The sequence below is a fragment of the Kitasatospora sp. NPDC008115 genome, assembly GCF_042957205.1.
In the GTDB taxonomy this organism is placed as follows: domain Bacteria; phylum Actinomycetota; class Actinomycetes; order Streptomycetales; family Streptomycetaceae; genus Kitasatospora.
This window is the reverse complement of record NZ_JBIBHU010000008.1, coordinates 42186-64383: the sequence shown is the minus strand read 5'-3', so window position 1 is coordinate 64383 and position 22198 is coordinate 42186. Positions and strand designations below refer to the sequence as shown.

The 22198-nt window shown below is 75.2% G+C and carries 17 protein-coding genes, 2 tRNA genes and 1 pseudogene; 10 read left to right on the top strand and 10 right to left on the bottom strand.

All coding sequences use genetic code 11. From position 1 onward, the window contains the following. The first annotated feature begins 49 nt into the window (after window positions 1-49). Window positions 50-1243 (top strand): low temperature requirement protein A, encoded by a 1194-nt coding sequence (locus ACFZBX_RS12715; protein WP_391533490.1) that lies wholly within the window; start codon window positions 50-52, stop codon window positions 1241-1243. Between the two features lie 323 nt (window positions 1244-1566). Here the strand turns inward: ACFZBX_RS12715 and ACFZBX_RS12710 are convergent. Continuing rightward, window positions 1567-2373: pseudogene (locus tag ACFZBX_RS12710) on the bottom strand (LysR family transcriptional regulator); the annotation flags it as partial. A 592-nt stretch (window positions 2374-2965) separates the two neighbouring features. Between ACFZBX_RS12710 and snpA the strand changes: the two are divergent. Both snpA and ACFZBX_RS12700 read left to right on the top strand, forming a co-directional pair. Beyond that, window positions 2966-3595, top strand: a complete 630-nt coding sequence (snpA, locus tag ACFZBX_RS12705; RefSeq protein WP_391533488.1) for a snapalysin — start codon at window positions 2966-2968, stop codon at window positions 3593-3595. Window positions 3596-3802: 207 nt separating this feature from the next. Beyond that, entirely contained in the window at window positions 3803-4459 is a 657-nt protein-coding gene (locus ACFZBX_RS12700) for a pentapeptide repeat-containing protein (protein ID WP_391533486.1), read from the top strand. An 11-nt stretch (window positions 4460-4470) separates the two neighbouring features. On the opposite strand, the gene ACFZBX_RS12695 is transcribed toward ACFZBX_RS12700, so the two are convergent. Continuing rightward, window positions 4471-5268 (bottom strand): phosphoribosyl-dephospho-CoA transferase MdcG domain-containing protein, encoded by a 798-nt coding sequence (locus tag ACFZBX_RS12695; protein WP_391533482.1) that lies wholly within the window; start codon window positions 5266-5268, stop codon window positions 4471-4473. A 215-nt stretch (window positions 5269-5483) separates the two neighbouring features. Between ACFZBX_RS12695 and ACFZBX_RS12690 the strand changes: the two genes are divergently transcribed. Next, window positions 5484-5750, top strand: coding sequence for a hypothetical protein (locus ACFZBX_RS12690; RefSeq protein WP_391533480.1), 267 nt, complete (start codon window positions 5484-5486; stop codon window positions 5748-5750). Window positions 5751-5789: 39 nt separating this feature from the next. Here the strand turns inward: ACFZBX_RS12690 and ACFZBX_RS12685 are convergent, their stop codons facing one another. Then, the gene (locus ACFZBX_RS12685) at window positions 5790-9017 is read right to left on the bottom strand and encodes a S41 family peptidase (RefSeq protein WP_391533478.1); all 3228 of its coding nucleotides are present in this window, start codon (window positions 9015-9017) and stop codon (window positions 5790-5792) included. 258 nt (window positions 9018-9275) lie between these two features. On the opposite strand from ACFZBX_RS12685, the gene ACFZBX_RS12680 reads away from it, so the two are divergent. After that, on the top strand, window positions 9276-10964 hold the full coding sequence (locus ACFZBX_RS12680; RefSeq protein ID WP_391533476.1) for a chitinase: 1689 nt from the start codon (window positions 9276-9278) through the stop codon (window positions 10962-10964). On the opposite strand, the gene ACFZBX_RS12675 is transcribed toward ACFZBX_RS12680, so the two are convergent. After that, window positions 10949-11365 (bottom strand): MerR family transcriptional regulator, encoded by a 417-nt coding sequence (locus ACFZBX_RS12675; RefSeq protein WP_391533474.1) that lies wholly within the window; start codon window positions 11363-11365, stop codon window positions 10949-10951. The two genes, ACFZBX_RS12680 and ACFZBX_RS12675, sit on opposite strands and share 16 nt — an antisense overlap. A gap of 65 nt (window positions 11366-11430) precedes the next feature. On the opposite strand from ACFZBX_RS12675, the gene ACFZBX_RS12670 reads away from it, so the two are divergent. Continuing rightward, window positions 11431-12645 carry an MFS transporter gene (locus ACFZBX_RS12670; RefSeq protein WP_391533472.1) on the top strand — a complete coding sequence of 405 codons (1215 nt, stop codon included), beginning with the start codon at window positions 11431-11433 and terminating at the stop codon, window positions 12643-12645. A gap of 9 nt (window positions 12646-12654) precedes the next feature. Here the strand turns inward: ACFZBX_RS12670 and ACFZBX_RS12665 are convergent, their stop codons facing one another. Both ACFZBX_RS12665 and ACFZBX_RS12660 read right to left on the bottom strand, forming a co-directional pair. Then, on the bottom strand, window positions 12655-13356 hold the full coding sequence (locus ACFZBX_RS12665; protein WP_391533470.1) for a response regulator: 702 nt from the start codon (window positions 13354-13356) through the stop codon (window positions 12655-12657). Then, window positions 13353-14522 (bottom strand): histidine kinase, encoded by a 1170-nt coding sequence (locus ACFZBX_RS12660; RefSeq protein ID WP_391533468.1) that lies wholly within the window; start codon window positions 14520-14522, stop codon window positions 13353-13355. Before ACFZBX_RS12660 ends, ACFZBX_RS12665 begins: the two co-directional genes overlap by 4 nt. A gap of 214 nt (window positions 14523-14736) precedes the next feature. On the opposite strand from ACFZBX_RS12660, the gene ACFZBX_RS12655 reads away from it, so the two are divergent. Then, complete coding sequence (locus ACFZBX_RS12655) at window positions 14737-15432, top strand: DUF2306 domain-containing protein (RefSeq protein ID WP_391533466.1); 696 nt, start codon at window positions 14737-14739, stop codon at window positions 15430-15432. Window positions 15433-15502: 70 nt separating this feature from the next. Beyond that, complete coding sequence (gene hemC, locus ACFZBX_RS12650) at window positions 15503-16438, top strand: hydroxymethylbilane synthase (protein WP_391533464.1); 936 nt, start codon at window positions 15503-15505, stop codon at window positions 16436-16438. Between the two features lie 85 nt (window positions 16439-16523). On the opposite strand, the gene ACFZBX_RS12645 is transcribed toward hemC, so the two are convergent. Both ACFZBX_RS12645 and ACFZBX_RS12640 read right to left on the bottom strand, forming a co-directional pair. Beyond that, window positions 16524-16597, bottom strand: a tRNA-Lys gene (locus ACFZBX_RS12645). A gap of 74 nt (window positions 16598-16671) precedes the next feature. Continuing rightward, window positions 16672-17580: an NADP-dependent oxidoreductase gene (locus tag ACFZBX_RS12640; RefSeq protein ID WP_391533462.1), complete on the bottom strand. Its 909-nt coding sequence runs from the start codon at window positions 17578-17580 to the stop codon at window positions 16672-16674. A 208-nt stretch (window positions 17581-17788) separates the two neighbouring features. Between ACFZBX_RS12640 and ACFZBX_RS12635 the strand changes: the two genes are divergently transcribed. Continuing rightward, window positions 17789-19372: a Na+/H+ antiporter gene (locus ACFZBX_RS12635; protein WP_391533460.1), complete on the top strand. Its 1584-nt coding sequence runs from the start codon at window positions 17789-17791 to the stop codon at window positions 19370-19372. 212 nt (window positions 19373-19584) lie between these two features. Then, entirely contained in the window at window positions 19585-21246 is a 1662-nt protein-coding gene (gene pgi, locus ACFZBX_RS12630) for a glucose-6-phosphate isomerase (RefSeq protein WP_391533458.1), read from the top strand. Window positions 21247-21370: 124 nt separating this feature from the next. On the opposite strand, the gene ACFZBX_RS12625 is transcribed toward pgi, so the two are convergent. Further along, a tRNA-Lys gene (locus ACFZBX_RS12625) sits at window positions 21371-21444 on the bottom strand. An 89-nt stretch (window positions 21445-21533) separates the two neighbouring features. Then, the gene (locus ACFZBX_RS12620) at window positions 21534-22064 is read right to left on the bottom strand and encodes a bifunctional DNA primase/polymerase (protein WP_391533457.1); all 531 of its coding nucleotides are present in this window, start codon (window positions 22062-22064) and stop codon (window positions 21534-21536) included. Window positions 22065-22198: the final 134 nt, after the last annotated feature.

Genomic DNA, 22198 nt, shown 5'->3' with positions numbered 1-22198 from the left:
AGGATGCGGCGGTACCGTCCGCCCGTCCGCAGTCCGGAGACCCGTCCCCATGAGCAGTGAATCCACCGCGGCACCCCAGCCGCACCCCGTCGATCCGCGCCCGGTGCGCCGGATGGTCCCGCGCAGCCAGGACGAGCCGCACCGGGTCGCCACACCGCTGGAACTCTTCTTCGACCTCTGCTTCGTGGTCGCCGTCGGCCAGGCCGGCCGGGAGCTCGCCCACGACCTCGCGGGCGGTCACTGGGGCGACGGCCTGACCGGCTACCTCCTCGCCTTCTTCGCCATCTGGTGGGCGTGGATGAACTTCACCTGGTTCGCCTCCGCCTACGACTGCGACGACGTCCCGTACCGGATCACCACCCTGGTCCAGATCGCCGGTGTGCTGGTCCTCGCGGCCGGTGTGCCGAGGCTCTTCGCCGAGCAGGACATCGTGCTGACGGTGCTCGGCTACATGGTGATGCGGCTGGCCATGGTCACCCAGTGGCTGCGCGCGGCGGCCGCCGAGGAGGGGCTCGCCCGGGCGGTGGCGCTGCGCTACGCCGCCGGGATCACGCTCTGCCAGATCGGCTGGGGCGTGGTGATCGTGCTGCCGCACGACGTCCGCACGATCGTGATCCCGATCGGGATCCTGGCCGAGCTGGCCGTGCCGGTGATCGCCGAACTTCGGCTGCGGACCCCCTGGCACGCGCACCACATCGCCGAGCGGTACGGCCTGTTCACGCTGATCGTGCTCGGTGAGACGGTGGCGGCGGCGACCGTCGCCGTGCAGTCCGCGGTGGACGAGCACGAGGGCCTGGCCCGGCTGCTGCCGGTCGCGCTCGGCGGTCTGCTGATCTGCTTCTCGGCCTGGTGGATCTACTTCGCCCGACCGGTCCACGAGCACCTGCGCTCCAGCCGCCAGGCCTTCCTCTGGGGCTACGGCCACTACCTGGTGTTCGGCTCGGCGGCGGCGATCGGCGCCGGTCTGGAGGTGGCGGTCGAATCGGCCGTGCACAAGGCGCACATCTCCGAGACGGCCGCCACCGCGACGGTGACCGTGCCGACCGCGCTCTACCTCGTCACCGTCTGGGTGCTGCACGCCAGGCACGCCAAGACCGGCGCGGTTCAGCTGTCGCTGCTGCCGGTGGCCTCGGTCGCGGTGCTCGCCTGTACGGCGGCGGGCGGCGCCGGCGTGCTCGCGGCGGGCCTGGTGACGGCGGCCACGGTGGCGGTCGGCGTGGTGCTGCACGCCAGGGAGCGCTGAACGAGGACCGGCGGGCGGCGCTGCGCCGAGCCCTCCCGGGGCTGCCCGTCGCGGGGGTGCTCCTCGGTGCGGCCGCCCGTTCCGCCGCCCGGGCCCGCTCCGTTCGGCGGGCCCGCTCCGTTCAGTACCACCGGCCCGTTCAGTACCACCGGCCCGTTCGCCCGGAGCGGGTCCGGCGGCGGCCCCAGCAGTGCGCGTAGCACCTCGTCGTGCCCGGCGAGCCAGGCCCGGTACGCCGGGCTGGCCTGGGCGAGGTCCAGGTAGGCCGCCCGCAGTTCCTCGTACAGCGCCTCACGGGCCGGCGGGCCGAGCGCGCGGGGACGCCAGACCAGCAGCAGCCGCACCGCCAGCGGGTCGCCGTGCAGCCGGCGCACGACGGTGCCAGGGCCGGGCAGCGAGGTCGGCTGGCAGGGGCGGACCGCCTCCCCGGAGGCGACCAGTTCGGCGGCGGTGGCGTTGTCCCGCACCTGGACCACCCGGGGGTTGAGCCCGGCGGCGCGGAACACCCGGCGCATCGCGGCGTACTCGTGGTCGGCGGTCGGGTCGACCATCCAGGTGTCCTCGGCGAGTTCGGCCAGCCGGACCTCCGGCCGGGCGGCCGCCGGGTGGCCGGCCGTCAGCGCGACGAACTGCGGCTCGCGGGCGAGCAGCACCCGGTGTTCGGCGTCCGGGGGCAGCCGCAGCGGGAAGCCCTCGCTCTCGTGCACGAAGGCCACGTCCAACTGGTCGGCGGCGATCATCCGGAGCAGGGCGTTGGCCGAGATGTCGATCTGGATGGTGGTGTCGGTCTCCGGCAGCCGCTCGTGCACCCGGCGCAGCCAGGCGGCCACCGCCCGGCTGCCGACGCTGCCGATCCGCATGCGCCGGGCACGCTCGCCACCGGCCGCCTCCCGGGCCTCCTGGCGGGCGGCGGCCACCAGCGCCGCCATCTCGGCGATCACCGGCCTGGCCCGGGACAGCACGGAGTGGCCGAGCGCGGTGGGCCGGCTGCCGGTCTGCTCCCGGGTGAACAGCGTGCCGCCGACGGCCCGTTCGATGCGGTGCAGCTGGGTGGTGAGCGACGGCTGGGTCATGCCGAGCTGCAGCGCTGCCTTGCGGAGGCTTCCGGTGTCGGCGATCGCGCACAGCACCCGCAGGTGTCTCACGTCGAGCTCCACATCGGGGAGCGTAACGGTCGAAACGGGCTGACGCCAGGGACATGACAGGCTGTCGAGGGCCGGAGTGCCGGGAGCGGCCCTGCCGAGGGGGGAGCGGCGGAGGGATCGCCGGGCGGTGCGGTGATTGGTCCGGGCTATCGCCGGTTGACATCATCCGCCGGGCCGCCGGCCTGGCCGAAGCTCTGGGGGCACAAGCATTCGTCCGATGCCCGCGGCCCGGGCCCCCACCGGCCGCGGCGCACTCGTGAAGCGGAGCCCCCACATGCACCGTGTCCCGCGCAGGCCTTCCGTGGCGCCCGGACTGGAGGCCGGCCACGTGCCCGGCCCGCCCGACCACCACCGCGGTCCGTGCGGCGGGCCGGTGTCCGGCGGTGGCTCCGGCACCTCCTGACGGTCCGCCTCCCCGGCGGCCCTCGGCACGCCCCGACCGGACGACCCCCTCCGGCCGGCAGGGCGCGCGCCCACCCCGCACCACCGCACCACCCCCACCCGCGCCACCGGCGGTACGCCGTACCGCCGCACCGCGGGACCCCCACCCCCTCGACCCGTGAACGGGAGCCCCCACATGAACCGTGTCTCGCGCACGTTCTCCGCAGCCCTCGGCCTGGCGCTCGCCGCCGGCCTGGCCGCCCTGCCGACCAGCGCCGCCGCCGCGCCGACCCAGGGGTACACGCCCTCCGGCACCGCCTACGCCGGCTCGGTCGCCGAGGACGCCGACAACCAGGCGTTCTTCGAGGCCGTCATGAAGTCCGCGCGGGCCAAGCAGGCCGCCAACCCGTTCCTGCTGGCCGTCACCGTGACCTACGACGCCAGCAGCGCGCCCACGTTCCGCAACCAGATAGCCCAGAGCGCCCAGATCTGGAACAGCTCGGTCACCAACGTGCAGCTGCGGTCCGGCACGGCGGCCGACTTCCGCTACTACGAGGGCAACGACTCCCGCGGCTCCTACGCCAGCACCGACGGCCACGGCCGCGGCTACATCTTCCTCGACTACGCGCAGAACCGGCAGTACAACTCGCTGCGCGTCACCGCGCACGAGACCGGCCACGTGCTCGGCCTGCCCGACCACTACTCCGGCCCGTGCAGCGAGCTGATGTCCGGCGGCGGCCCCGGCACGTCCTGCACCAACCCGAACCCGAACGCCACCGAGCGCTCCCGGGTGAACACCCTGTGGCGGTACGGCCTGGCCGGCTGATCCCGCACCGCAGCGGACGGCCCGGTCGCCGGAACCCCGGCGACCGGGCCGCCCCGTGCGTTCCCGCCCTTCGCGGCGTACCCGAGCAGGGCCGGCGGTGCGCGCCCCACCGTGTCACCGCCGCGCCCGCTCGCGCCGGACTGTCGGTGCCCCGTGCGAGCATGCGGACCAGGACCCGTCCGCCGCCGACCGCGAGGTGCGCCCGTCATGCCCCAGCACGTCCCCGACCGCCTGGAAGACCTGCCCTACGCCGGCCACCTGACCCCGCACACCGGGCCGCTGCGCAGCGACGGGCGCTACGACACCGTCCACTTCGACGGCGGCGAGTACACCGACCAGTCGGGGGCCGGCGCGACCTTCCTGGAGTGCGCCCTCACCGGCGTCGCGCTCAGCGGCGTCAAGCTCCGCCAGGCCCGGTTCAACGAGGTCTGGGTGCAGGCCGGCCGCTGGGTGGCCTGCGACCTCGCCGACGGCGAGTGGCAGGACAGCGCCGTCACCGGCGGCGTGCTGGCCGGCATCTCCGCCCACGGCTCGGCGCTGCGCCGGGTGGTGTTCCGCGGCTGCAAGCTGGAGGCGGTCAACCTGCGCGCCGCCGTGCTGCGCGACGTCGTCTTCGAGGACTGCCTGCTGCGCGACGTCGACTTCGGCGACGCGCGGCTCACCGATGTCACCTTCCCCGGCTCCACCCTGGAGGAGGTCCGGCTGCGCGGTGCCACCCTGAGCAAGGTCGACCTGCGCGGCGCCGTCGGCCTCGGTCTGCCCGACGGCCACCAGGGCCTGCGCGGGGCCCTCATCAGCTCGACCCAACTCCTCGAACTGGCGCCCCAGTTCGCCCAGGCCCTGGGGATCACCGTGAAGGACTGAGCGGCGCGGACTCACAGGCCCCGGGGGAACCACGGATCGTGGACCTCCCGGGGTCCGTACGGCGTGAGCAGGGTCAGCGACAGCGGCGAGGCCGCGTACTCGGCCAGCAGCACCGCGCCGTGCCGGGTCTCCAGTTCGGCCTGGACCGGCACCCGCAGCCGGCTCAGCGCCCGCCGCAGTTGCAGCGCGTCGCGCCGGCTCACCGGCTGCGGCGCGCGCAGCACCAGCCGCAGCGGGCTCAGCGGGCCGGAGACCGGTTCGCCGGTGGCCAGTTCGTAGCCGATCGCGCCGATCGGCCCCCAGGCCAGCCGGTGGTCGGTGATCAGCTGCCCGGCGAGCGGCAGCACCGTCAGCGCGGGGATCGCCGCGATCCGCTCGGGCGACAGCAGGGAGAGCCGTCCCGGCAGCTGCTCGGGGCGCAGCGCGCGGGCCACCGCCGCCCGGGGCGCCAGCGCGTCCAGCCGCTGCCCGCGTTGGGGGCCGCGCACCGTCACCGGCAGCCAGGTCTCCGGCGCTGCCGACACGTCCCGGGTGCAGCGCACGGGGTGCGGGGTGTCCGCGGGCGCTCCCGCCACGGCCGGCGCCCGTCCTACGGTCACCCAGGGGTGCGCGCGCAGCACCTGCCGCGCCCAGTCCGGCAGCGGGCCGCCGCCGAGGGGGCGCAGCGAGCTGGGGCACTGCATCAGCAGCAGGTCGTGGACGCCGGGCAGCCGTCCGTCGAGCGCGGCCAGTGATCCGACCAGCCGGCGCGGTCCGCCGTGCAGTTCCTCACTCGGACGGGGGACGCGGGGGCGGGCGGCGACGGTCACGGCGGGCTCCAGGGGTGGGATCGGGACCGGCTGACGGCTTCCACCCTCCTCCCGCCCCACCGGGAGGGCTACGGCCTTTCGGCGCCCGCGACCCGGGACCAACGGCTCAACGTGGCCCCGGCGCCCCGGCCCGGGCAGCGGGTGCGGCCCGGGCGCGGCGGTGTGAGAGTGGGGGCAGTCCGGAATTCGCCCGCAGGAGGAGTCGAGGAGGAGTCATGGGCATCTTCGACAGGTTCCGCCACAGGACTCAGCACACCGCCGAGGAGACCAGGTCCACGCTCGGCGGGGGCGCCGAGCAGGACACCACCGCGATGACCGACGCCGCCCAGCGTGCCGCCCTGGCCCACGACGAGGCCGCGGACGCGTTCAGCGCCGAGACGGAGAAGGCCCGGGAGGTCCAGGAGTCGTCCGCGGCCCGCGAGCGGGAGGCCGAGGAGCGCGCCCGCCAGGACATGACCTCCGAGGGCGACCCCTGGGGCTGACCGGCCCGTCGGGGCCGACCGGCTCGTACCCCGGCCCGCTCACCGGTCCCGCGGCGGCAGCGCCGGCCGCCGCAGGTCCGGCCGCGGCGTGTCCGCCGGCGGCGGGACGGCGGCCGGCACGTCGTCCAGCAGCTCCAGCGCCAGCCGCACCGCGGTGACCAGCTCCGGGTAGCGCCCGGCGGCCCAGTCCCGGGGCGCGCGGATCACGTGCACGTCCGGCTCGACGCCCCGGTTCTCCACCGACCAGCCGAGCCCGCCGGTGAACCAGGAGGCGTTCTTCGGCACCGAGATCTGCGTCCCGTCGCCGAGCGTGTGCCGCCCGGTCATGCCGACCACCCCGCCCCAGGTCCGGGTGCCGACCACCGGGCCGAGCCCGAGCAGCCGGATGGCGGCGATGACGACGTCACCGTCCGAGCTGGTGGCCTCGTCGGCGAGCGCCACCACCGGCCCGCGCGGCGCGTCGCGCGGCCACCGCACGGGCTCCCGGCCGCGGCTGAAGTCCCAGGCCAGGACGCGCCGGGTGAGCTTCTCCAGGACGAGTTCGGAGACGTTGCCGCCGGCGTTGCCGCGCACGTCCAGGACCAGCGCGGGCTTGTCCAGCTCCCGCCGCACGTCCCGGTTGAACTGCGCCCAGCCGGAGCCGCCGAGGTCGGGGATGTGCAGGTAGCCGCACCGGCTGTCGCTGAACTCCCGGACCAGGGAGCGCCGTTTGGTCACCCAGTCCTGATAGCGGATGGCCCGTTCGTCGGTGAGCGGGGTGACCGTGATCCGGTGCACGGAGCCGTCCGGGCCGCCCCGGCGCAGGGTGAGCTCGACGCTCGTCCCGCCGGTGCCGGCGAGCAGCGGCAGCGGTCCGCGCACCGGGTCGACGGGCCGCCCGGCGACGGCGAGCAGTTCGTCGCCGCTGCGGACGCCATGGGTGGCGAGCGGGGCGCGGGCGCGCGGGTCGGAGGACTCGCCGGGCAGGATCCGGTCGACCAGCCAGCGCCCGTCGGGGGAGCGGTGGGCGTTGGCGCCGAGCAGGCCGAGCGGCTGCTGGGCGAGTGCGGGCCCCTCGCCGCGCCGGGACGGGGTGACGTAGGCGTGCGAGGTGCCGAGTTCGCCGAGCAGTTCGCGCAGCAGGTCGGCGAAGTCGTCGGGGCCGGCGATCCGTTCCAGCAGCGGTTCGTACTGGGCGGCCAGGGCCGGCCAGTCCAACCCGCACATGCCCGCGTCCCAGAACTGGTCGCGCACGATCCGGACGGCCTCCGCGAAGGCCTGGCGCCACTCGGCGGGCGGGTGCACGGTGTGGGTGATCCGCCGCAGGTCGACGGTGGTGGCGGCGGACGGGGCGGTGACCGGGACGATCCGCAGGGTGCCGGCCGTGTAGACGGCCACCGAGCCGCCGTCGCCGGAGACCGCGTAGCCGTCGAGCCGGTCGGCGAGCGTGGAGCGGGAGCCGCGGGCCAGGTCGAAGTACTCCAGGGTGGGGCGGCCGGAGGTGTCGTCGGGGTTGGTGAAGGTCTGCCCGAGGACTCCGGAGATCGGCCAGCGCAGCCAGACCAGGCCGCCGCGCACGGTGTCGGTGGCCGAGTACTTGCCGGCGAGCACCGGGAAGGGGATCAGCCGCTCGCCGATGCCCTCGGCGTCCACCTCGACGGTGCCGTCGCCGCCGCCGTCGCCGTGCGGGGCGCCGTCCTCGGCGGGGGCGGCGAACGGGGACGGGGTGCCGGTGGTCAGCGGGACGAGGTAGGGGCGGCAGCCGAGCGGGAAGGAGAGGTCGCCGGTGTGTACGTCGTGCACCGGGTCGAAGCCGCGCCAGGAGAGGAAGGCCAGGTAGCGGCCGTCCCGGGTGAAGACGGGCTGCTCGTCCTCGAACCGGCCGTCGGTGACGTCGACGACCGGCGCGGGCGCGTCGGCGCGGGTGAGCCGGATGCGGCGCAGCGAGCGGCCGGCGGCGGGCTGGGACCAGGCGAGCCAGTGCGAGTCGGGGGAGAAGCGGGCGCCGGTGACCGGCCCGTGGCCGGAGGCGGCGAGTTCGCGCACGGTGCCGTCGGCGGCGGTGACCAGCAGCAGCCGGCCGTCGGAGGTGGTGGCGGCGAGGCGGGCGCCGTCGGGGGCGGCGGTGAGCTCCAGGACCCGGCCGACCCGGCCGGCGGCGAGCACCCGGTGGCCGTGCTGCGAGGGGGCGTGCTCGTGGCCGGGCAGCGGCACGATCTCGACCGCGTCCTCGCCCTCGGCGTCGGTGATCCAGGCGGCCTCGCCGGTGCGGCCGAGCACGACGGGCAGCCGGGTGCGCACGCCGGGGGTGTCGGCGAGCGCCCTGGCCGGCCCGTCGCGGTGGGTGAGCCAGTACTGGCTGCCGCGGACGGTGACCACCCCGGCCCGTCCGGTGGCGTCGCAGGCGAGGTCCTTGACGTGCGAGGCGGCGTTCACCTGGTAGGGGCGCCGGCCGGCCCGGGCGCCGCCGAGCGGGACGTGCAGCCGGCGCGGGGCGGGCGCGTCCAGGCCGTCGAGCAGCCAGAGGTCGCCGGCGTGCTGGTAGACGATCCGGACGCCGTCGCCGGCGGCCTCGCGGGCGTAGTAGGAGGCGTGGTCGGTGTGCCGGCGCAGGTCGGTGCCGTCGGGGCGGCAGGAGTAGAGGTTGCCGATGCCCTCGTGGTCGCAGAGGAAGGCGATCCGGTCGCCGTCGGGGGCGGCGACCGGCATGGGTGAGGCGAGGTGGCCGGGCAGGCCGGCCAGGATCCGCTCGCCGTCCACCCAGAGCCGGCCGGTGGCGCCGCCCCGGTAGCGCTTCCAGGCGGCGGGCTCGTGCGGGGCGGCGCCGGTGAGCAGCACGGTGTGGGCCGCTCCGGCCTGGGCGTCGCCGACCGGGCCCCAGGGCATCCGGCGGGTGGGTCCGCCGTCGGGGGGTAGGGCGTGCGCCCAGGTGTAGTGGCCGAAGGGCTCGTGGTAGGAGGTGACGGCGAGCAGGTCGCCGTTCGGCAGCCAGCCGCGCAGCCGGGTGTCCTGGCTGCCCCAGTGGCTGAGCCGGACGGCCTCGCCGCCGTCCACGGGCGCGGCCCAGATCTCGGGGGCGAGGCCCTGCCAGGAGGTCCAGGCGAGGGTGCGGCCGTCGGGGGACAGCCGGGGGTGGCTGACCCGGGTGCGGTCGCAGCTGACCCGCCAGGCCCGGCCGGTGGTGTCGGCGCCGGGTTCGAGCGGGGCGATCCAGACGTCGTCCTCGGCGGTGAACGCCAGCAGGCCCCCGCGCAGGTGGGGGTAGCGGAGGTAGCCGGGCGACGTCACCCTTCCATGCTTCGACGGGGCGTCACGCGCGGCAACCGGAGCGGCCCCGCGTCCGCCGTCGTCGGGGCCGGAAGCAGGGGCGGACCGGGGCCGGACCGGGGCCGGAACCGGTCTGGACCATTGACACCGTACGGCCGGATCCACTTCAGTGGTCTAGTCCAACTCTCATGCCCGGCCGCGCCGTTCCCCCACCACCGGTGCGCGCCCAGGCATGCCCGGACGCCCCCACGACCGCGCCCTCCGCAAGGAGTCCCCCACATGCGCAGAACCCCCATCACCCCCTCCTCGGCCCCCCGCCGCCGCTCGCGCACCGCGCTGGCCGCCGGCACCGCCTCGGCCGTCGCCGCGGCCACTATGGTCGGCCTCACCCTGGGCCTGGCGCCCAGCGCCTCGGCCGGCGAGTTCCTGGTCAACGGCGGCTTCGAGAGCGGCTCCCTCGGCCCGTGGAGCTGCGCCGCCGGCACCGGCAGCGTCGTCACCGGCCAGGCCCACGGCGGCAGCTACGCGCTCGCCGCGGCCGCCTCGGCGGGCGACACCGCCCGCTGCGCGCAGACCGTCACGGTGGCGCCCAGCACCACCTACACGCTCAGCGCCCACCTCAAGGGCTCGTACGTCTACCTCGGCGTGGACGGCGGCACCTCGACCTGGACGCCCGGCACCGGCGGCGCCTACCAGAAGCTGAGCACCACCTTCACCACCGGCGCCACCCAGACCAGCGCCACCGTCTACACCCACGGCTGGTACGGCCAGGGCACCTACTACGCGGACGACGTCTCGCTGGACGGCCCCGGCGCGCCCAGCCCGACCATCACGCCCACCCCCACGGTCACCCCCACCGTGACGCCTACGGTCACCCCGACCGTGACGCCCACCGTGACGCCCACCGTCACCCCGACCGTGACCCCGACCGTCACGCCCACCACGCAGCCCGGCTCCAAGTCCCTGGTCGGCTACCTGCACGCCAGCTTCGCCAACGGCGCCGGCTACACCAAGATGGCCGATGTCCCCGACTCCTGGGACATCATCAACCTCTCCTTCGGCGAGCCGACCTCGGTCACCTCCGGCGACATCCGGTTCAACCGCTGCCCGGTCACCGAGTGCCCGGGCGTCGAGTCCGACGCCGACTTCAAGGCCGCCATCGCCGCCAAGCGCGCCAAGGGCAAGAAGGTGCTGATCTCGATCGGCGGCCAGAACGGCCAGGTCCAGCTCAACACCACCGCCGCCCGGGACGCCTTCGTCAGCTCCGTCTCGGCGATCATCGACAAGTGGGGCCTGGACGGCCTGGACATCGACTTCGAGGGCCACTCGCTGTCGCTCCAGACCGGCGACACCGACTTCAAGAACCCGACCAGCCCGGTCATCGTCAACCTGATCTCCGCGATCAAGACGCTCAAGGCCAAGTACGGCCCGAACTTCGTGCTGACCATGGCGCCGGAGACCTTCTTCGTCCAGCTCGGCTACCAGTACTACGGCTCCGGCCCCTGGGGCGGCCAGGACCCGCGGGCCGGCGCCTACCTGCCGGTCATCCACGCCCTGCGCGACGACATCACCGTGCTGCACGTCCAGGACTACAACTCCGGCTCCATCATGGGCCTGGACAACCAGTACCACTCGATGGGCGGCGCCGACTTCCACGTCGCGATGACCGACATGCTGCTCAAGGGCTTCCCGGTGGCGGGCAACACCAACAACGTCTTCCCGGCGCTGCCCGCCTCCAAGGTCGCCATCGGCATGCCGGCCACCACCAACGCGGGCAACGGCCACGTCGCCCCGGCCGAGGTCAACAAGGCCCTGGACTGCCTCACCAAGCTGGCCAACTGCGGCAGCTACGTCCCCAAGTCGGGCGCCCAGCCCGGCCTGCGCGGCCTGATGACCTGGTCGATCAACTGGGACCAGTTCGGCGGCCGGGAGTTCTCGAAGAACTTCGACTCCTACTTCCGCCGCTGACGGCCCGACCGCTGGGTGACGGGACCCGAACCCGTCACTCGGCGGTCCACCCGGACCGCCGCCAGGTACTCCGCGATCGCGTCCCGGTTGCGGGTCAGGCAGGCGATCCGCGCGCTCATCCCCGCCAACTCCCGCTCCAGGGTGGCGATCATCTCCGGCTCGGCGTCCTCGAAGTGGATCGCCCCCGGTGCGTTGAGACAGGGCAGGATCCGCTTGATGATCCGGGTCGGCAGCCCCGAGTCGAGCAGCCCCCGGATCTGCATCACCCGGTCCACCGTCGCGTCGTCGTACGCCCGGTAGCCGTTCGCACAGCGCTCGGCCGCGATCAGCCCCTGCTCCTCGTAGTAGCGCAGCAGCCGCCGGGACGCCCCGGTCCGCTCGGACAGCTCGCCGATCCGCATGTGGCCCACCTCACAGCCGGTCGCGTTGACCCTCACATCGATGTGAGCGTTTGAGCATAGCGGCCATGCGGACCTCCACACGGACCCCCGTCCCCACTCCCTCCCGGCCGCGGGCCACCCTGCCCCTGTTCGCCCTCCTCGCCCTCGCCACCGCGGCCTTCGTGACCTCCCTCACCGAGACCCTGCCCGCCGGCGTGCTGCCCGCCATGAGCGCCGACCTCGGCGTCGGCGAATCCGCGATGGGCCAGGCCGTCACCGTCTACGCCCTCGGCACCGCCGTCACCGCCGTCCCGCTCGCCGCGGCCACCGCCGGCTGGGGCCGGCGGCGCCTGCTGCTCACCGCGATGCTCGGCTTCGCCGCCGCCAACACCGTCACCGCGCTCTCCACCCACTACCCGCTCACCATGGCCGCCCGGTTCGTCGCCGGGGTCGCCGCCGGCCTTGTCTGGGCCCTGCTCGCCGGGTACGCCCGCCGGCTCGCCCCGCCCGGGCTCCAGGGCCGGGCGATCGCCGTCGCGATGACCGGCATACCGCTCGCCCTGTCGCTGGGCGTGCCCGCCGGGACCTTCCTCGGCGAGGTGCTCGGCTGGTGGGTGGCCTTCCTGCTGATGACCGCGGTCGCCCTCGGCGTGACCGGCTGGATCGCCGCCGCCGTCCCCGAGGTGCCCGGCCGGGCCCGCGGCGAACGGGCCCCGGTGCTGCGCGCCCTCGCCGTCCCCGGCGTCACCCCGGTGCTCGCCGTCACCTTCGTGCTCGTCCTCGCCCACACCGTCCTCTACACCTACATCGCGCCCTTCCTCGACCGGCGCGGCATGGGCGGCGCCACCGACGCCGTGCTGCTGGCCTTCGGCGCGGCCTCGCTGGCGGGCATCTGGTTCACCGGCGCGCACATCCACCGCCGGCTGCGCGCGCTCACCCTCGCCTCGGTCCTGCTGATCGCCGCCGCGGCCGTCGTGCTCGGCCTGGCGGCCGGCAGCGCCGCCGCGGTGTACACCGCCGCCGTGCTCTGGGGGCTCGGCTGGGGCGGCGTCCCGACCCTGCTGCAGACCGCCGCCGGGGACGCGGGCGGCGGGCAGGCGGACGCGGCGCAGGCGATGCTGGTCACCCTGTGGAACGCGGCGATGGCCGGCGGGGGCGTGGCCGGCGGCCTGCTGCTCGACCGGCTCGGCACCGGCTCCTTCCCGTGGGCGGTGCTGCTCCTGCTGCTGCCCGTCCTCGCCGTCGTCCTCGCCGCCCGCGCACACGGCTTCCCGGCCCGCCGCCCCGGCGCCGCCCGGTGACCGGGGCGCTCAGTACCCGCCGAGCGGGTCCGGGGACGACATCAGCCCGCCGCGGTAGGAGATGGCCACCGCCTGGGCCCGGTCCCGGGCGTCGATCTTCGCCAGGATCCGCTTCATGTGGGTCTTCACCGTCGACTCGGCGAGCACCAGCAGCGCGGCGATCTCCCGGTTCGAACGCCCCTCGGCCGCCAGCCGCAGCACCTCCCGCTCGCGCGCCGTCAACTGGGCGAACCGGCTGTCCCGCGGCTGCGGCGGGGGCCGCTCGCCGCCCAGGCCGACCACCTGGGCGACCAGGTCCCGGGTGACCGCCGGGTCCAGCACGGACTCGCCCCCGGCCAGGGTGTGCACCGCGTCGATCAGCCGCTCGGCCGAGGCCCGCTTCAGCAGGAAGCCGGCCGCCCCGGCCCGCAGCGCCCCCCACACGTAGTCGTCGTGGTGGAAGGTGGTCAGCATCAGCACCCGGGTGGGCAGCCCGGCGGCGGTGATCCGCCGGGTCGCCTCCACCCCGTCGACCCCCGGCATCCGGACGTCCATCAGCACCACGTCCGGCAGCAGCTCCCGGCAGCGGGCCACCGCCGCCAGCCCGTCCGCCGCCTGGCCGACCACCTCGATCCGGTCGTCGGTCTCCAGCACCAGGGAGACCCCGGCGCGCAGCAGCGCGTCGTCGTCGGCCACCACCACGCGCACCCGTCCGGCCCCCACGGCGTTCACGGGACCGGCAGCTCGGCGCGCAGCCGGAACCCGCCCGGCTCGCCCGGCCCGTGCTCCACCCGGCCGCCGAGGACCGACACCCGCTCGGCCACGCCCAGCAGCCCGCGCCCGGGCGCGTACCCGGCGGGCACGCCGTGCCCGTCGTCGCACACCTCGACGGCGAGCCGGCCGGACGTGCACCGGACGGTGACCCCGACGGTCCGGGCGTCCGCGTGCTTGACGGTGTTGGTGAGCGCCTCCTGGACGATCCGGTACGCCGACACGTCCAGGCTGCGCGGCACCCGGCGGGCGGCCTGGTCGATCCGCAGCCGCACCCTCAGCCCGGCCCGGCCGAGCCGCTCGGACAGCCGCTCCAGGTCGGCGATCCCGGGCTGCGGCGCGGCGCCGTCCGCGTCCCAGTCGCCCTCGCCGCGCCGCAGCAGGCCGAGCATCCGGTCGAGGTCGTCCAGCGCCTCCCGTCCGGTGTGCTCCATCCCGGACAGCAGCTCCCGGGTGCGCTCCGGCTCCCGGTCGAGCAGCCGGCGGGCCGCCCCGGCCTGGACCAGCACCACGTTCAGGGTGTGGCCCACCGAGTCGTGCAGCTCCCGGGCCAGCCGGGCCCGCTCCTCGGTGACCACCTCCCGGTGCAGCAGCAGCCGGGCGGCCTCGCGCTGCTCGCCGCGCCGGGCCGTCCCGTAGCCGACCGCCCAGCCCAGCAGCCACAGGAACAGCACCCCGGTCGGGATGACGGGGTAGGCCCGGCCGAGGTCGGCGAAGTACGCGGCCATCCCGAGCAGGGCGGCGAACGGCCCGATCCAGGCGCGCCGCCGGGGCGCGTACAGGCCCAGCGAGTAGAGGCCGACCAGGTCGGCGTACGGGGAGACCGGGCTGGGGAGCACGAACAGCGACTCCACCGACAGCGCGGCCGCCCCGACCAGGTACCCGGCCAGCGGCCTGGTCCGGCGCACCGCCAGCGGAGCGGCCACCCCCGTGCTCAGGACGAGGGCGAGCGGCAGGCCGCCGCGCAGCCCGTGTGCCACGCCGATCCGTTCGGCGGCCATCACCAGCAGGAACGCCCCGGCCAGGGCGGCGTCCCGCCGTTCGGCCGGGACCGCCCGGAGCACGGCGAGCGGCGACCAGGGCGGCGGGGCCGCCGGGATCACCCGGGTGTGCGGCGGAGAACTCATGGCGGCTCCGGGGTCGGGGGTGGCCGCCGCGCGGTGCCGCGGGCGCACGGGCCGTACGGTAGCGGCGGCCGTCCGGGCGGCGCATCGCCCTGGTGGGGTATTGCGGGCCCGCCCGCCCGGGGTCCCGGGCCGTCCGGCCACCCCCGCGGGGGTGGTCCGCGGCACCCCGCCGGGCGGACGCGGGCGGGCCCCCGCGCTCCGTAGCGTCCGCACCATGAACGCTCCCGACCCGGCGGCCGTGACCGCCCAGTCCGCCTCCGCCTCCGCCGCCCCGTCCGCGCCGCGCCCCGGCCGGGCCCGCCGGGCGGGCTGGTGGACGGTCACCGTGCTCGCCTTCGCCACCGCCCTGTTCACCGCCCGCTACCTGACCCTCGACCCCGAGGTCTTCCTCGACCAGCAGCGCGCCGTCTACCTGGCCCACCGCGTCCCGCTCGCCCTGCACGTCGGCGGCGGGGTGCTGGCGATCCTGCTCGGCCCCTGGCAGTTCCTGCCCCGGCTGCGGGCCCGCCGCCCGGGACTGCACCGGCTGACCGGCCGGCTCTACCTGCTCGCCGTGCTGGCCACCGGAACCGGCGGACTGCTGCTGGCCCCCCACGGGCTGGTCGGCCCGATCGCGCCGATCGGCTTCACCCTGCTCGCCGCCTTGCTGCTGCTCTCCTCGGTGCTGGCCTGGCGCTCCGCCCTGCGCCGCGACCTCGTCCGCCACCGGGCCTGGGCCACCCGGTCGTACGCGCTGGTCCTGGCCGCCGCCACCCTGCGGATCTGGCTGCCGGTGATGGACCTCGCGGGCGTTCCGTTCGACCAGGCCTACGCGGCCGTGGGCTGGACCTGCTGGCTGATCAACCTGGTGGTGGCCGAGCACCTGATCGGCCGCTTCCCACGCCCCGCCGCCGCGCCGCCGGCCGGGTGACCCGGCGCCGGCCCGGGTGTCGTGACGTCCCGTCATCCACCCGGACGTCATGACGGCCTATCATCCAGCAATGACCAACGCAGAGTTGATCCGCATCGTCTCCCGCTCCTCGCCGATGGCGCTCGCCCAGGTCGAACGGGTCAGGGCCGAGCTGGCCGCGCTGCATCCGGGGGTGCGCACCGAGGTGGTCCCGGTGACCACCTCCGGTGACCGCTGGATGGGCGACCTCGCCCGGCTCGGCGGCAAGGGCGCGTTCACCAAGGAGGTGGACGCCGCGCTGCTCGCCGGCGAGGCGGACCTCGCCGTCCACTGCCTCAAGGACGTGCCCGCCGACCGCCCGCTGCCGGCCGGCACCGTGTTCGCCGCCTACCTGCGCCGCGACGACATCCGCGACGCGCTCGTCCACCCCGGCGGCCTGACCCTGGACGAACTGCCGCCCGGCACCCGGATCGGCACCTCCTCGGTCCGCCGCCGGGCCCAGCTCGCCGCCTCCCATCCGCACCTGGAGTGCGTCCCGATGCGCGGCAACGCCAACCGCCGGCTGGCGAAGCTGGAGGAGGGGCAGGCGGACGCCCTGCTGCTCGCGCTGTCCGGGCTGGAGCGGATCGGCGAGGCCGGCCGGATCACCGAGGTGCTGTCGCCCGACGCGATGTGCCCGCCGATCGGCGCCGGGATCCTCGCCCTGCAGTGCCGCGCCGAGGACACCACCACCATCGACGCGGTCACCGGCCTCGGCGACCATCCGACCTGGCGCGAGGCGAGCGCCGAGCGGATGTTCCTGCACGTGCTCCAGGGCCACTGCAACTCGCCGATCGCCGGCTACGCCCGGGCCGAGGCGGACGGCCGGCTCTCACTGCGCGGCCGGGTCTTCACCCCGGACGGCAAGCAGGTCCTGGACGCCCACGAGTGGGCCGGCGCGCTGAGCCCGGAGGACCTCGGCACCGCGACCGCCCTCGCCCTCAAGCGGCAGGGCGCCTCCGAGCTGATCGCCGCCATCCCGCACTGAGCGGGGAAGGGCCGGGGCCGGGGGAGGGGCCGGCCGGAAACGCCGGAAGGCCCCTCGTTCTCGCGAGGGGCCTTCCGGCTGTCTGTGCGCCGCCAGGGACTCGAACCCCGGACCCGCTGATTAAGAGTCAGCTGCTCTAACCAACTGAGCTAGCGGCGCCTGCTGACGAGGAAGACAGTACCTGGTCAGCAGCCGAAACACACAATCGGCCCGGAGCCCCGCCCGCGGGGGCACTAGGGGGTGAGGACGACCTTCCCCCGGACGTGCCCGGCGCCGACCAGCCGGTGCGCCTCGGCCACCCGCTCCAGCGGGAAGGTGTCGGCGATCTCCAGCCGCAGCGCGCCGGACTCCCAGAGGCCGACCAGCTCGGCCAGCCGGGCCGCCGTCCGCTCGCCCCGGATCCCCAGCGCGCCCAGGCGCAGGGCCCCCGGGTAGTCGACCACGGTGCCGATCCGGGCCCGGTCGGCGACCAGCTCGACGGAGGCCTCCAGGGCGCCGCGCCCAGCCGCGTCGAAGGCCGCGTCCACGCCCTGCGGCGCCGCCGCCCTGACCCGCTCGACCAGGCCCTCGCCGTACGTGACCGGGATCGCGCCCAGCTCCCGCAGGTAGTCGTGGTTGCGCTCGCTCGCGGTGCCGATCACCGTGGCGCCCCGGGTCCGGGCCAGCTGGACGGCGACCGTGCCGACCCCGCCGGCCGCGCCGTGCACCAGCACGGTGTCCCCCTCGCCGACCTTCAGCGCGTCGAGCGCGATGTGCGCGGTCTGCCCGGAGGCGGACAGCGAGCCGGCGTGCTCCCAGGGCATCCCGGAGGGCTTGCGCACCAGCCGGGCGGCGTCGGCCACGACCAGCTCGGCCGCGCAGCCGAGCAGCCGGAAGCCCAGCACCTCGTCCCCCACCGCCCAGCCCTCGACGTCCGCCCCGACCCGGTCGACCACCCCGGCGAACTCGTTGCCCGGGGTCAGCCCGGGGTTCAGCTCGATGCCGGCCGGGGCGTCGCCCTCCCGGATCGCGAGGTCCACCGGCTGCACTCCGGCGGCGTAGACCCGGACCCGCACCTCGCCGGGGCCGGGCACGGGGTCGGGCACCGCGGCCACCCGCAGCACCTCGGGGCCGCCGAACCGGGGAACGGTCACTGCCTTCATCGCGGGCACTCCTGTCGGATCCGGCCGAGTCCCGTGGAGCGGGTCTCGGGTCCCCCGATCCTGCGGGGTGAAGCCCACTTGAGGTCAACCCCTCACCGGCGTGTCGCACCAGTTGAGATCATTGTCGGATTTATCCTCGACGGCGGCCCGGGCCATGTCCGGACCCGCACACCCGTGCGATCCCGCCCGCCACCGAGAGGACGTCCCCGTGGGCCAGCTGCCCCTGCTCTTCCTGGTGCTGCTCGCCTCCGTGGTGACCATGCCGCTGGCCCGCCGGACCGGCGTGCCCCAACCCGTGCTGATGACCCTGCTCGGCATCGCCATGGCGCTGATCCCGCAGATCCCCGACATCGCCATCGAGCCCGAGCTGATCCTGCCGCTGGTCCTGCCACCGCTGATCTTCGCCGTCGCCCGGCGCTCCTCGGTGCGCTACTTCAAGGCCAACATCCGCTCCATCCTGCTGCTCGCCGTCGCCCTGGTCGTGGTCACCACCGCCGCCGTGGCCGGCACCGTGCACTGGCTGCTGCCCGGACTGCCGATCGCCGCCGCCATCGCGCTCGGCGCCCTGGTCTCCCCGCCCGACCCGGTCGCCGCCGTCGCGGTGGCCGGCAGCGTCGGCCTGCCCCGCCGACTGGTCTCCATCCTGGAGAGCGAGGGCCTGTTCAACGACGTCACCGCGATCGTCGTCTACTCGCTGGCCATCGAGGCCGTGGTCGGCGGCGACTTCTCCGGCGGCGGCGCGGTGCTGCGCTTCGTCCTCTCGGCGGTCCTCGCGGTCGTCATCGGCGTCGTCCTCGGCTGGGCCAACACCAAGCTCGCCGCCCTCCTGGAGGACCCCACCCAGCAGGTCGCGCTCAACCTGCTGGTGCCCTTCGCCGCCTACAGCATCGCCGAGGAGATCCACGGCTCCGGCGTGCTCGCCGTCGTGGTCTGCGGCCTCTACCTCGCCGAGCGGGCCGCCGACGCGGACGCCGTCGCCTACCGGCTGGTCGGCAACGCCTTCTGGGAGATCGTCGAGATCCTGATCACCGGCGTCGCCTTCGGCCTCATCGGCCTCGAACTGGCGACCGTCCTCAAGGAGGCCGGTTCCGGCTGGACCGGCATGCTCGGCGACGCCGCCGTGGTGATCGCCGTGGTCGTGGTGGTCCGGCTGCTCTGGCTGCTCCCGGCCGGCTGGCTCTCCCAGAAGCTGCGCTCCGGCTCCGAGGAGGACACCCCGATCAGCTGGCAGGAGAGCGTGCTGCTCTGGTGGTCCGGGATGCGCGGGGTCGCCACCGTCGCGCTGGCCCTCGCCATCCCGCTCACCCTGGACTCCGGCGAGGGCTTCCCGGAGCGCGGCCGGCTGGTCTTCATCGCCTTCAGCGTGGTGCTGTTCACCCTGCTGGTCCAGGGCCTCACCCTGCCCTGGCTGGCCAAGCGCTTCGAGCTCGACCTCGGCCACGACCGGCACGAGCAGCAGGTCCGCCAGCTCTGGTGGCGGGCCGCCAAGGCCGGTCTGCGTCGGCTCGGCGAACTGGAGGAGGCCGACCGGCTGCCCGCCGAGGTCGCCGACCGCCTGCGGGACCGTCAGCACGACCGGCTGGCCCGGCTCTGCCCGGAGAACTACGCCGAGGAGGAGGCCGCCGACGCGAAGCAGCGCCTCGCCCAGTGGCGCGCGGCGCACAGCGTCGAGCAGGAGATGATCGCCGCCTCCCGGCGCGAGATGGTGGTCGCCCGGGCCGAGCCCGGCGCCGACCCGGAACTCGTCGACCAGGTGCTGCGCGGCCTCGACCTGCGCTCCGAACGGCGGTGACGCCCGGTGGGAGCCGGCCGGAGGTCCGGCCGGCGGGGGCCCGACGGGTCGTCGGGAAGCGGAATGTGCGGTCGGGCTCCCGGCGTTGCATAGGCTGGCCCCGGGCAAGGCCGTCAACGGAGTCGGCGCACCCCCAGAACCCGCACGACCTCGCGAAACCCTCCCGCCTGGCCCTGCCGGTATCTGCACCCAGATGAAACGAGGAGCCACCGATGTCGGAGACCCGCGCCGACGCCCGTACCCCGCTGGACCGCACCCCGCAGTGGGCCGCCCTCGCCAAGCACCGGGAGGAGTTCGGCGACACGCACCTGCGCGAACTGTTCGCCGCCGACCCGGAGCGCGGCCGCCGTTACACCCTCCAGGTCGGCGACCTGCACGTCGACTACGCCAAGCAGCTGGTCACCGACGAGACCCTGGCGCTGCTGCGCGAGCTGGCCGGGGCCACCGGTGTCGCCGATCTGCGGGACGCCATGTTCCGCGGCGAGAAGATCAACACCACCGAGCACCGGGCCGTCCTGCACACCGCGCTGCGCGCCCCGCGCGGCGCCGTCGTCGAGGTCGACGGCGAGAACGTCGTGCCCGCCGTGCACGCCGTGCTCGACAAGATGGCCGCCTTCGCCGGGAAGGTCCGCAGCGGCGAGTGGCGCGGCCACACCGGCAAGCGGATCCGCACCGTCGTCAACATCGGCATCGGCGGCTCCGACCTCGGCCCCGCGATGGCCTACGAGGTGCTGCGCTCCTACACCCTGCGCGACCTCGACGTCCGCTTCGTCTCCAACGTGGACGGCGCCGACCTGCACGAGGCGGTCCGCGACCTGGACGCCGCGGAGACGCTCTTCATCGTCGCCTCCAAGACCTTCACCACCATCGAGACCATCACCAACGCGGTCTCCGCCCGGAACTGGCTGCTCACCGAGCTGGGCGCGGACACCGACGCGGTCGCCAAGCACTTCGTCGCGCTCTCCACCAACGCCGAGGGCGTCGCCGACTTCGGCATCGACACCGCCAACATGTTCGAGTTCTGGGACTGGGTCGGCGGCCGCTACTCCTACGACTCGGCGATCGGCCTCTCGCTGATGATCGCCATCGGCCCGGACGCCTTCCGCGAGATGTTGGACGGCTTCCACCTGGTCGACGAGCACTTCCGCACCGCCCCGCCGGAGGAGAACGTCCCGCTGCTGCTGGGCCTGCTCGGGGTCTGGTACGGCGCGTTCTTCGACGCCCAGGCGCACGCCGTGCTCCCGTACTCGCACTACCTGTCGAAGTTCACCGCCTACCTCCAGCAGCTGGACATGGAGTCCAACGGCAAGTCGGTGGACCGCGACGGCCGCCCGGTGGGCTGGCAGACCGGCCCGGTGGTCTGGGGCACCCCCGGCACCAACGGCCAGCACGCCTACTACCAGCTGCTGCACCAGGGCACCAAGGTGATCCCGGCGGACTTCATCGGCTTCGCCGAGCCGGTCGCCGACCTGCTGCCCGGCCTGGTCGCCCAGCACGACCTGCTGCTCGCCAACTTCTTCGCCCAGACCCAGGCGCTGGCCTTCGGCAAGACGCCGGAGGAGGTCGCCGCCGAGGGCGTGCCGGCCGAGCTGGTCCCGCACAAGACCTTCCGGGGCAACCACCCGACCACCACCGTGCTGGCCACCGGGCTGACCCCCTCGGTGCTCGGCCAGCTGGTCGCCCTCTACGAGCACAAGGTGTTCGTCCAGGGCGCGATCTGGAACATCGACTCCTTCGACCAGTGGGGCGTCGAGCTGGGCAAGGTGCTCGCCAAGCGGATCGAGCCGGTGCTGGTGACCGGTGAGGGCGCGGAGGCGCTGGACAGCTCCACCGCAGCGCTGGTCGCCCGCTACCGCGAGCTGCGCGGCCGCTGACCCGCCCGGGCCGGTGGTGCGCGGGCCGTCCGCCTCGGCGGGCGGCCCGTCGCCCGGCCCGGCCGGCCCTGTCCGGAAACGCCGGAAGGCCCCTCGTTCTCACGAGGGGCCTTCCGGCTGTCTGTGCGCCGCCAGGGACTCGAACCCCGGACCCGCTGATTAAGAGTCAGCTGCTCTAACCAACTGAGCTAGCGGCGCCTGCTGACAGAGAAGACTCTAGCAGCGCGTCGCGGTCCGGCCAAAATCGAATACCCGCACCTCCCGGGCCCCGCGCCCGGCGGGCGGGCTCAGAGCGCGTCGACCGGCTCGCGGGCCGCCCGGACGCAGGCCCACAGGACGACGGAGGCCCCCGGCAGCCACGGCTCCCGGCTCTCCGGGGCCACGATCCACCGCCCCCGGCCGTGCCCCGACGCGTCCGGGCCGCCGTCGGCCGCCCGCTGCACCGGCGGCACCGTCACCGTGTCGCCCTTGCCGTGGCAGAGCAGCGGGGGCACGTCCCGGGCCCACTCCTCCCAGGCCAGCAGCCGGCGCAGCCGGGGCGCCGCCCCCGGCTGCACGAACAGCAGTGTGCGCCCCCGGACGACCGCCACCGGCCCGCAGCCGGGCCCGGAGGCCCACAGCTCGTCCAGGACCCGGCGGCCGAACAGCGCCGGCATGCTGATCACGTCGAAGGCCCGGCCGCAGGGCAGCACCGAGGGCGCCCACGGGCGGGACTCCCACAGGGCGCGCATGCTGCGCGGGTACTCGCTGGCGGAGGCGAGCCAGGCCTCTCCGGCCACGGTCACGTACTCCACCGACTGATAGGTCCAGATGTCCACGCACAGCAGAGTGGGGTGTCCGGGGCACGTCCGGGAGGGAAAGCACGGTTCGCCGGACAGCGGGGCGGGCGGGGGCGTACCCTTCCGCGTCCTCCGGCATATGCCAGGGGCGACGGAGTCGCGACGGAACCGGC

Excerpts from the sequence above, each read along its gene's own strand:
- ACFZBX_RS12670 (WP_391533472.1), top strand. The coding sequence starts at position 11,431 with ATGCGGACCTCCACACGGACCCCCGTCCCCACTCCCTCCCGGCCGCGG.
- ACFZBX_RS12675 (WP_391533474.1), bottom strand. The coding sequence starts at position 11,365 with ATGCGGATCGGCGAGCTGTCCGAGCGGACCGGGGCGTCCCGGCGGCTG.
- ACFZBX_RS12680 (WP_391533476.1), top strand. The coding sequence starts at position 9,276 with ATGCGCAGAACCCCCATCACCCCCTCCTCGGCCCCCCGCCGCCGCTCG.
- ACFZBX_RS12640 (WP_391533462.1), bottom strand. The coding sequence starts at position 17,580 with ATGAAGGCAGTGACCGTTCCCCGGTTCGGCGGCCCCGAGGTGCTGCGG.
- pgi (WP_391533458.1), top strand. The coding sequence starts at position 19,585 with ATGTCGGAGACCCGCGCCGACGCCCGTACCCCGCTGGACCGCACCCCG.
- hemC (WP_391533464.1), top strand. The coding sequence starts at position 15,503 with ATGACCAACGCAGAGTTGATCCGCATCGTCTCCCGCTCCTCGCCGATG.
- ACFZBX_RS12690 (WP_391533480.1), top strand. The coding sequence starts at position 5,484 with ATGGGCATCTTCGACAGGTTCCGCCACAGGACTCAGCACACCGCCGAG.
- ACFZBX_RS12660 (WP_391533468.1), bottom strand. The coding sequence starts at position 14,522 with ATGAGTTCTCCGCCGCACACCCGGGTGATCCCGGCGGCCCCGCCGCCC.
- ACFZBX_RS12655 (WP_391533466.1), top strand. The coding sequence starts at position 14,737 with ATGAACGCTCCCGACCCGGCGGCCGTGACCGCCCAGTCCGCCTCCGCC.
- ACFZBX_RS12700 (WP_391533486.1), top strand. The coding sequence starts at position 3,803 with ATGCCCCAGCACGTCCCCGACCGCCTGGAAGACCTGCCCTACGCCGGC.
- ACFZBX_RS12715 (WP_391533490.1), top strand. The coding sequence starts at position 50 with ATGAGCAGTGAATCCACCGCGGCACCCCAGCCGCACCCCGTCGATCCG.
- snpA (WP_391533488.1), top strand. The coding sequence starts at position 2,966 with ATGAACCGTGTCTCGCGCACGTTCTCCGCAGCCCTCGGCCTGGCGCTC.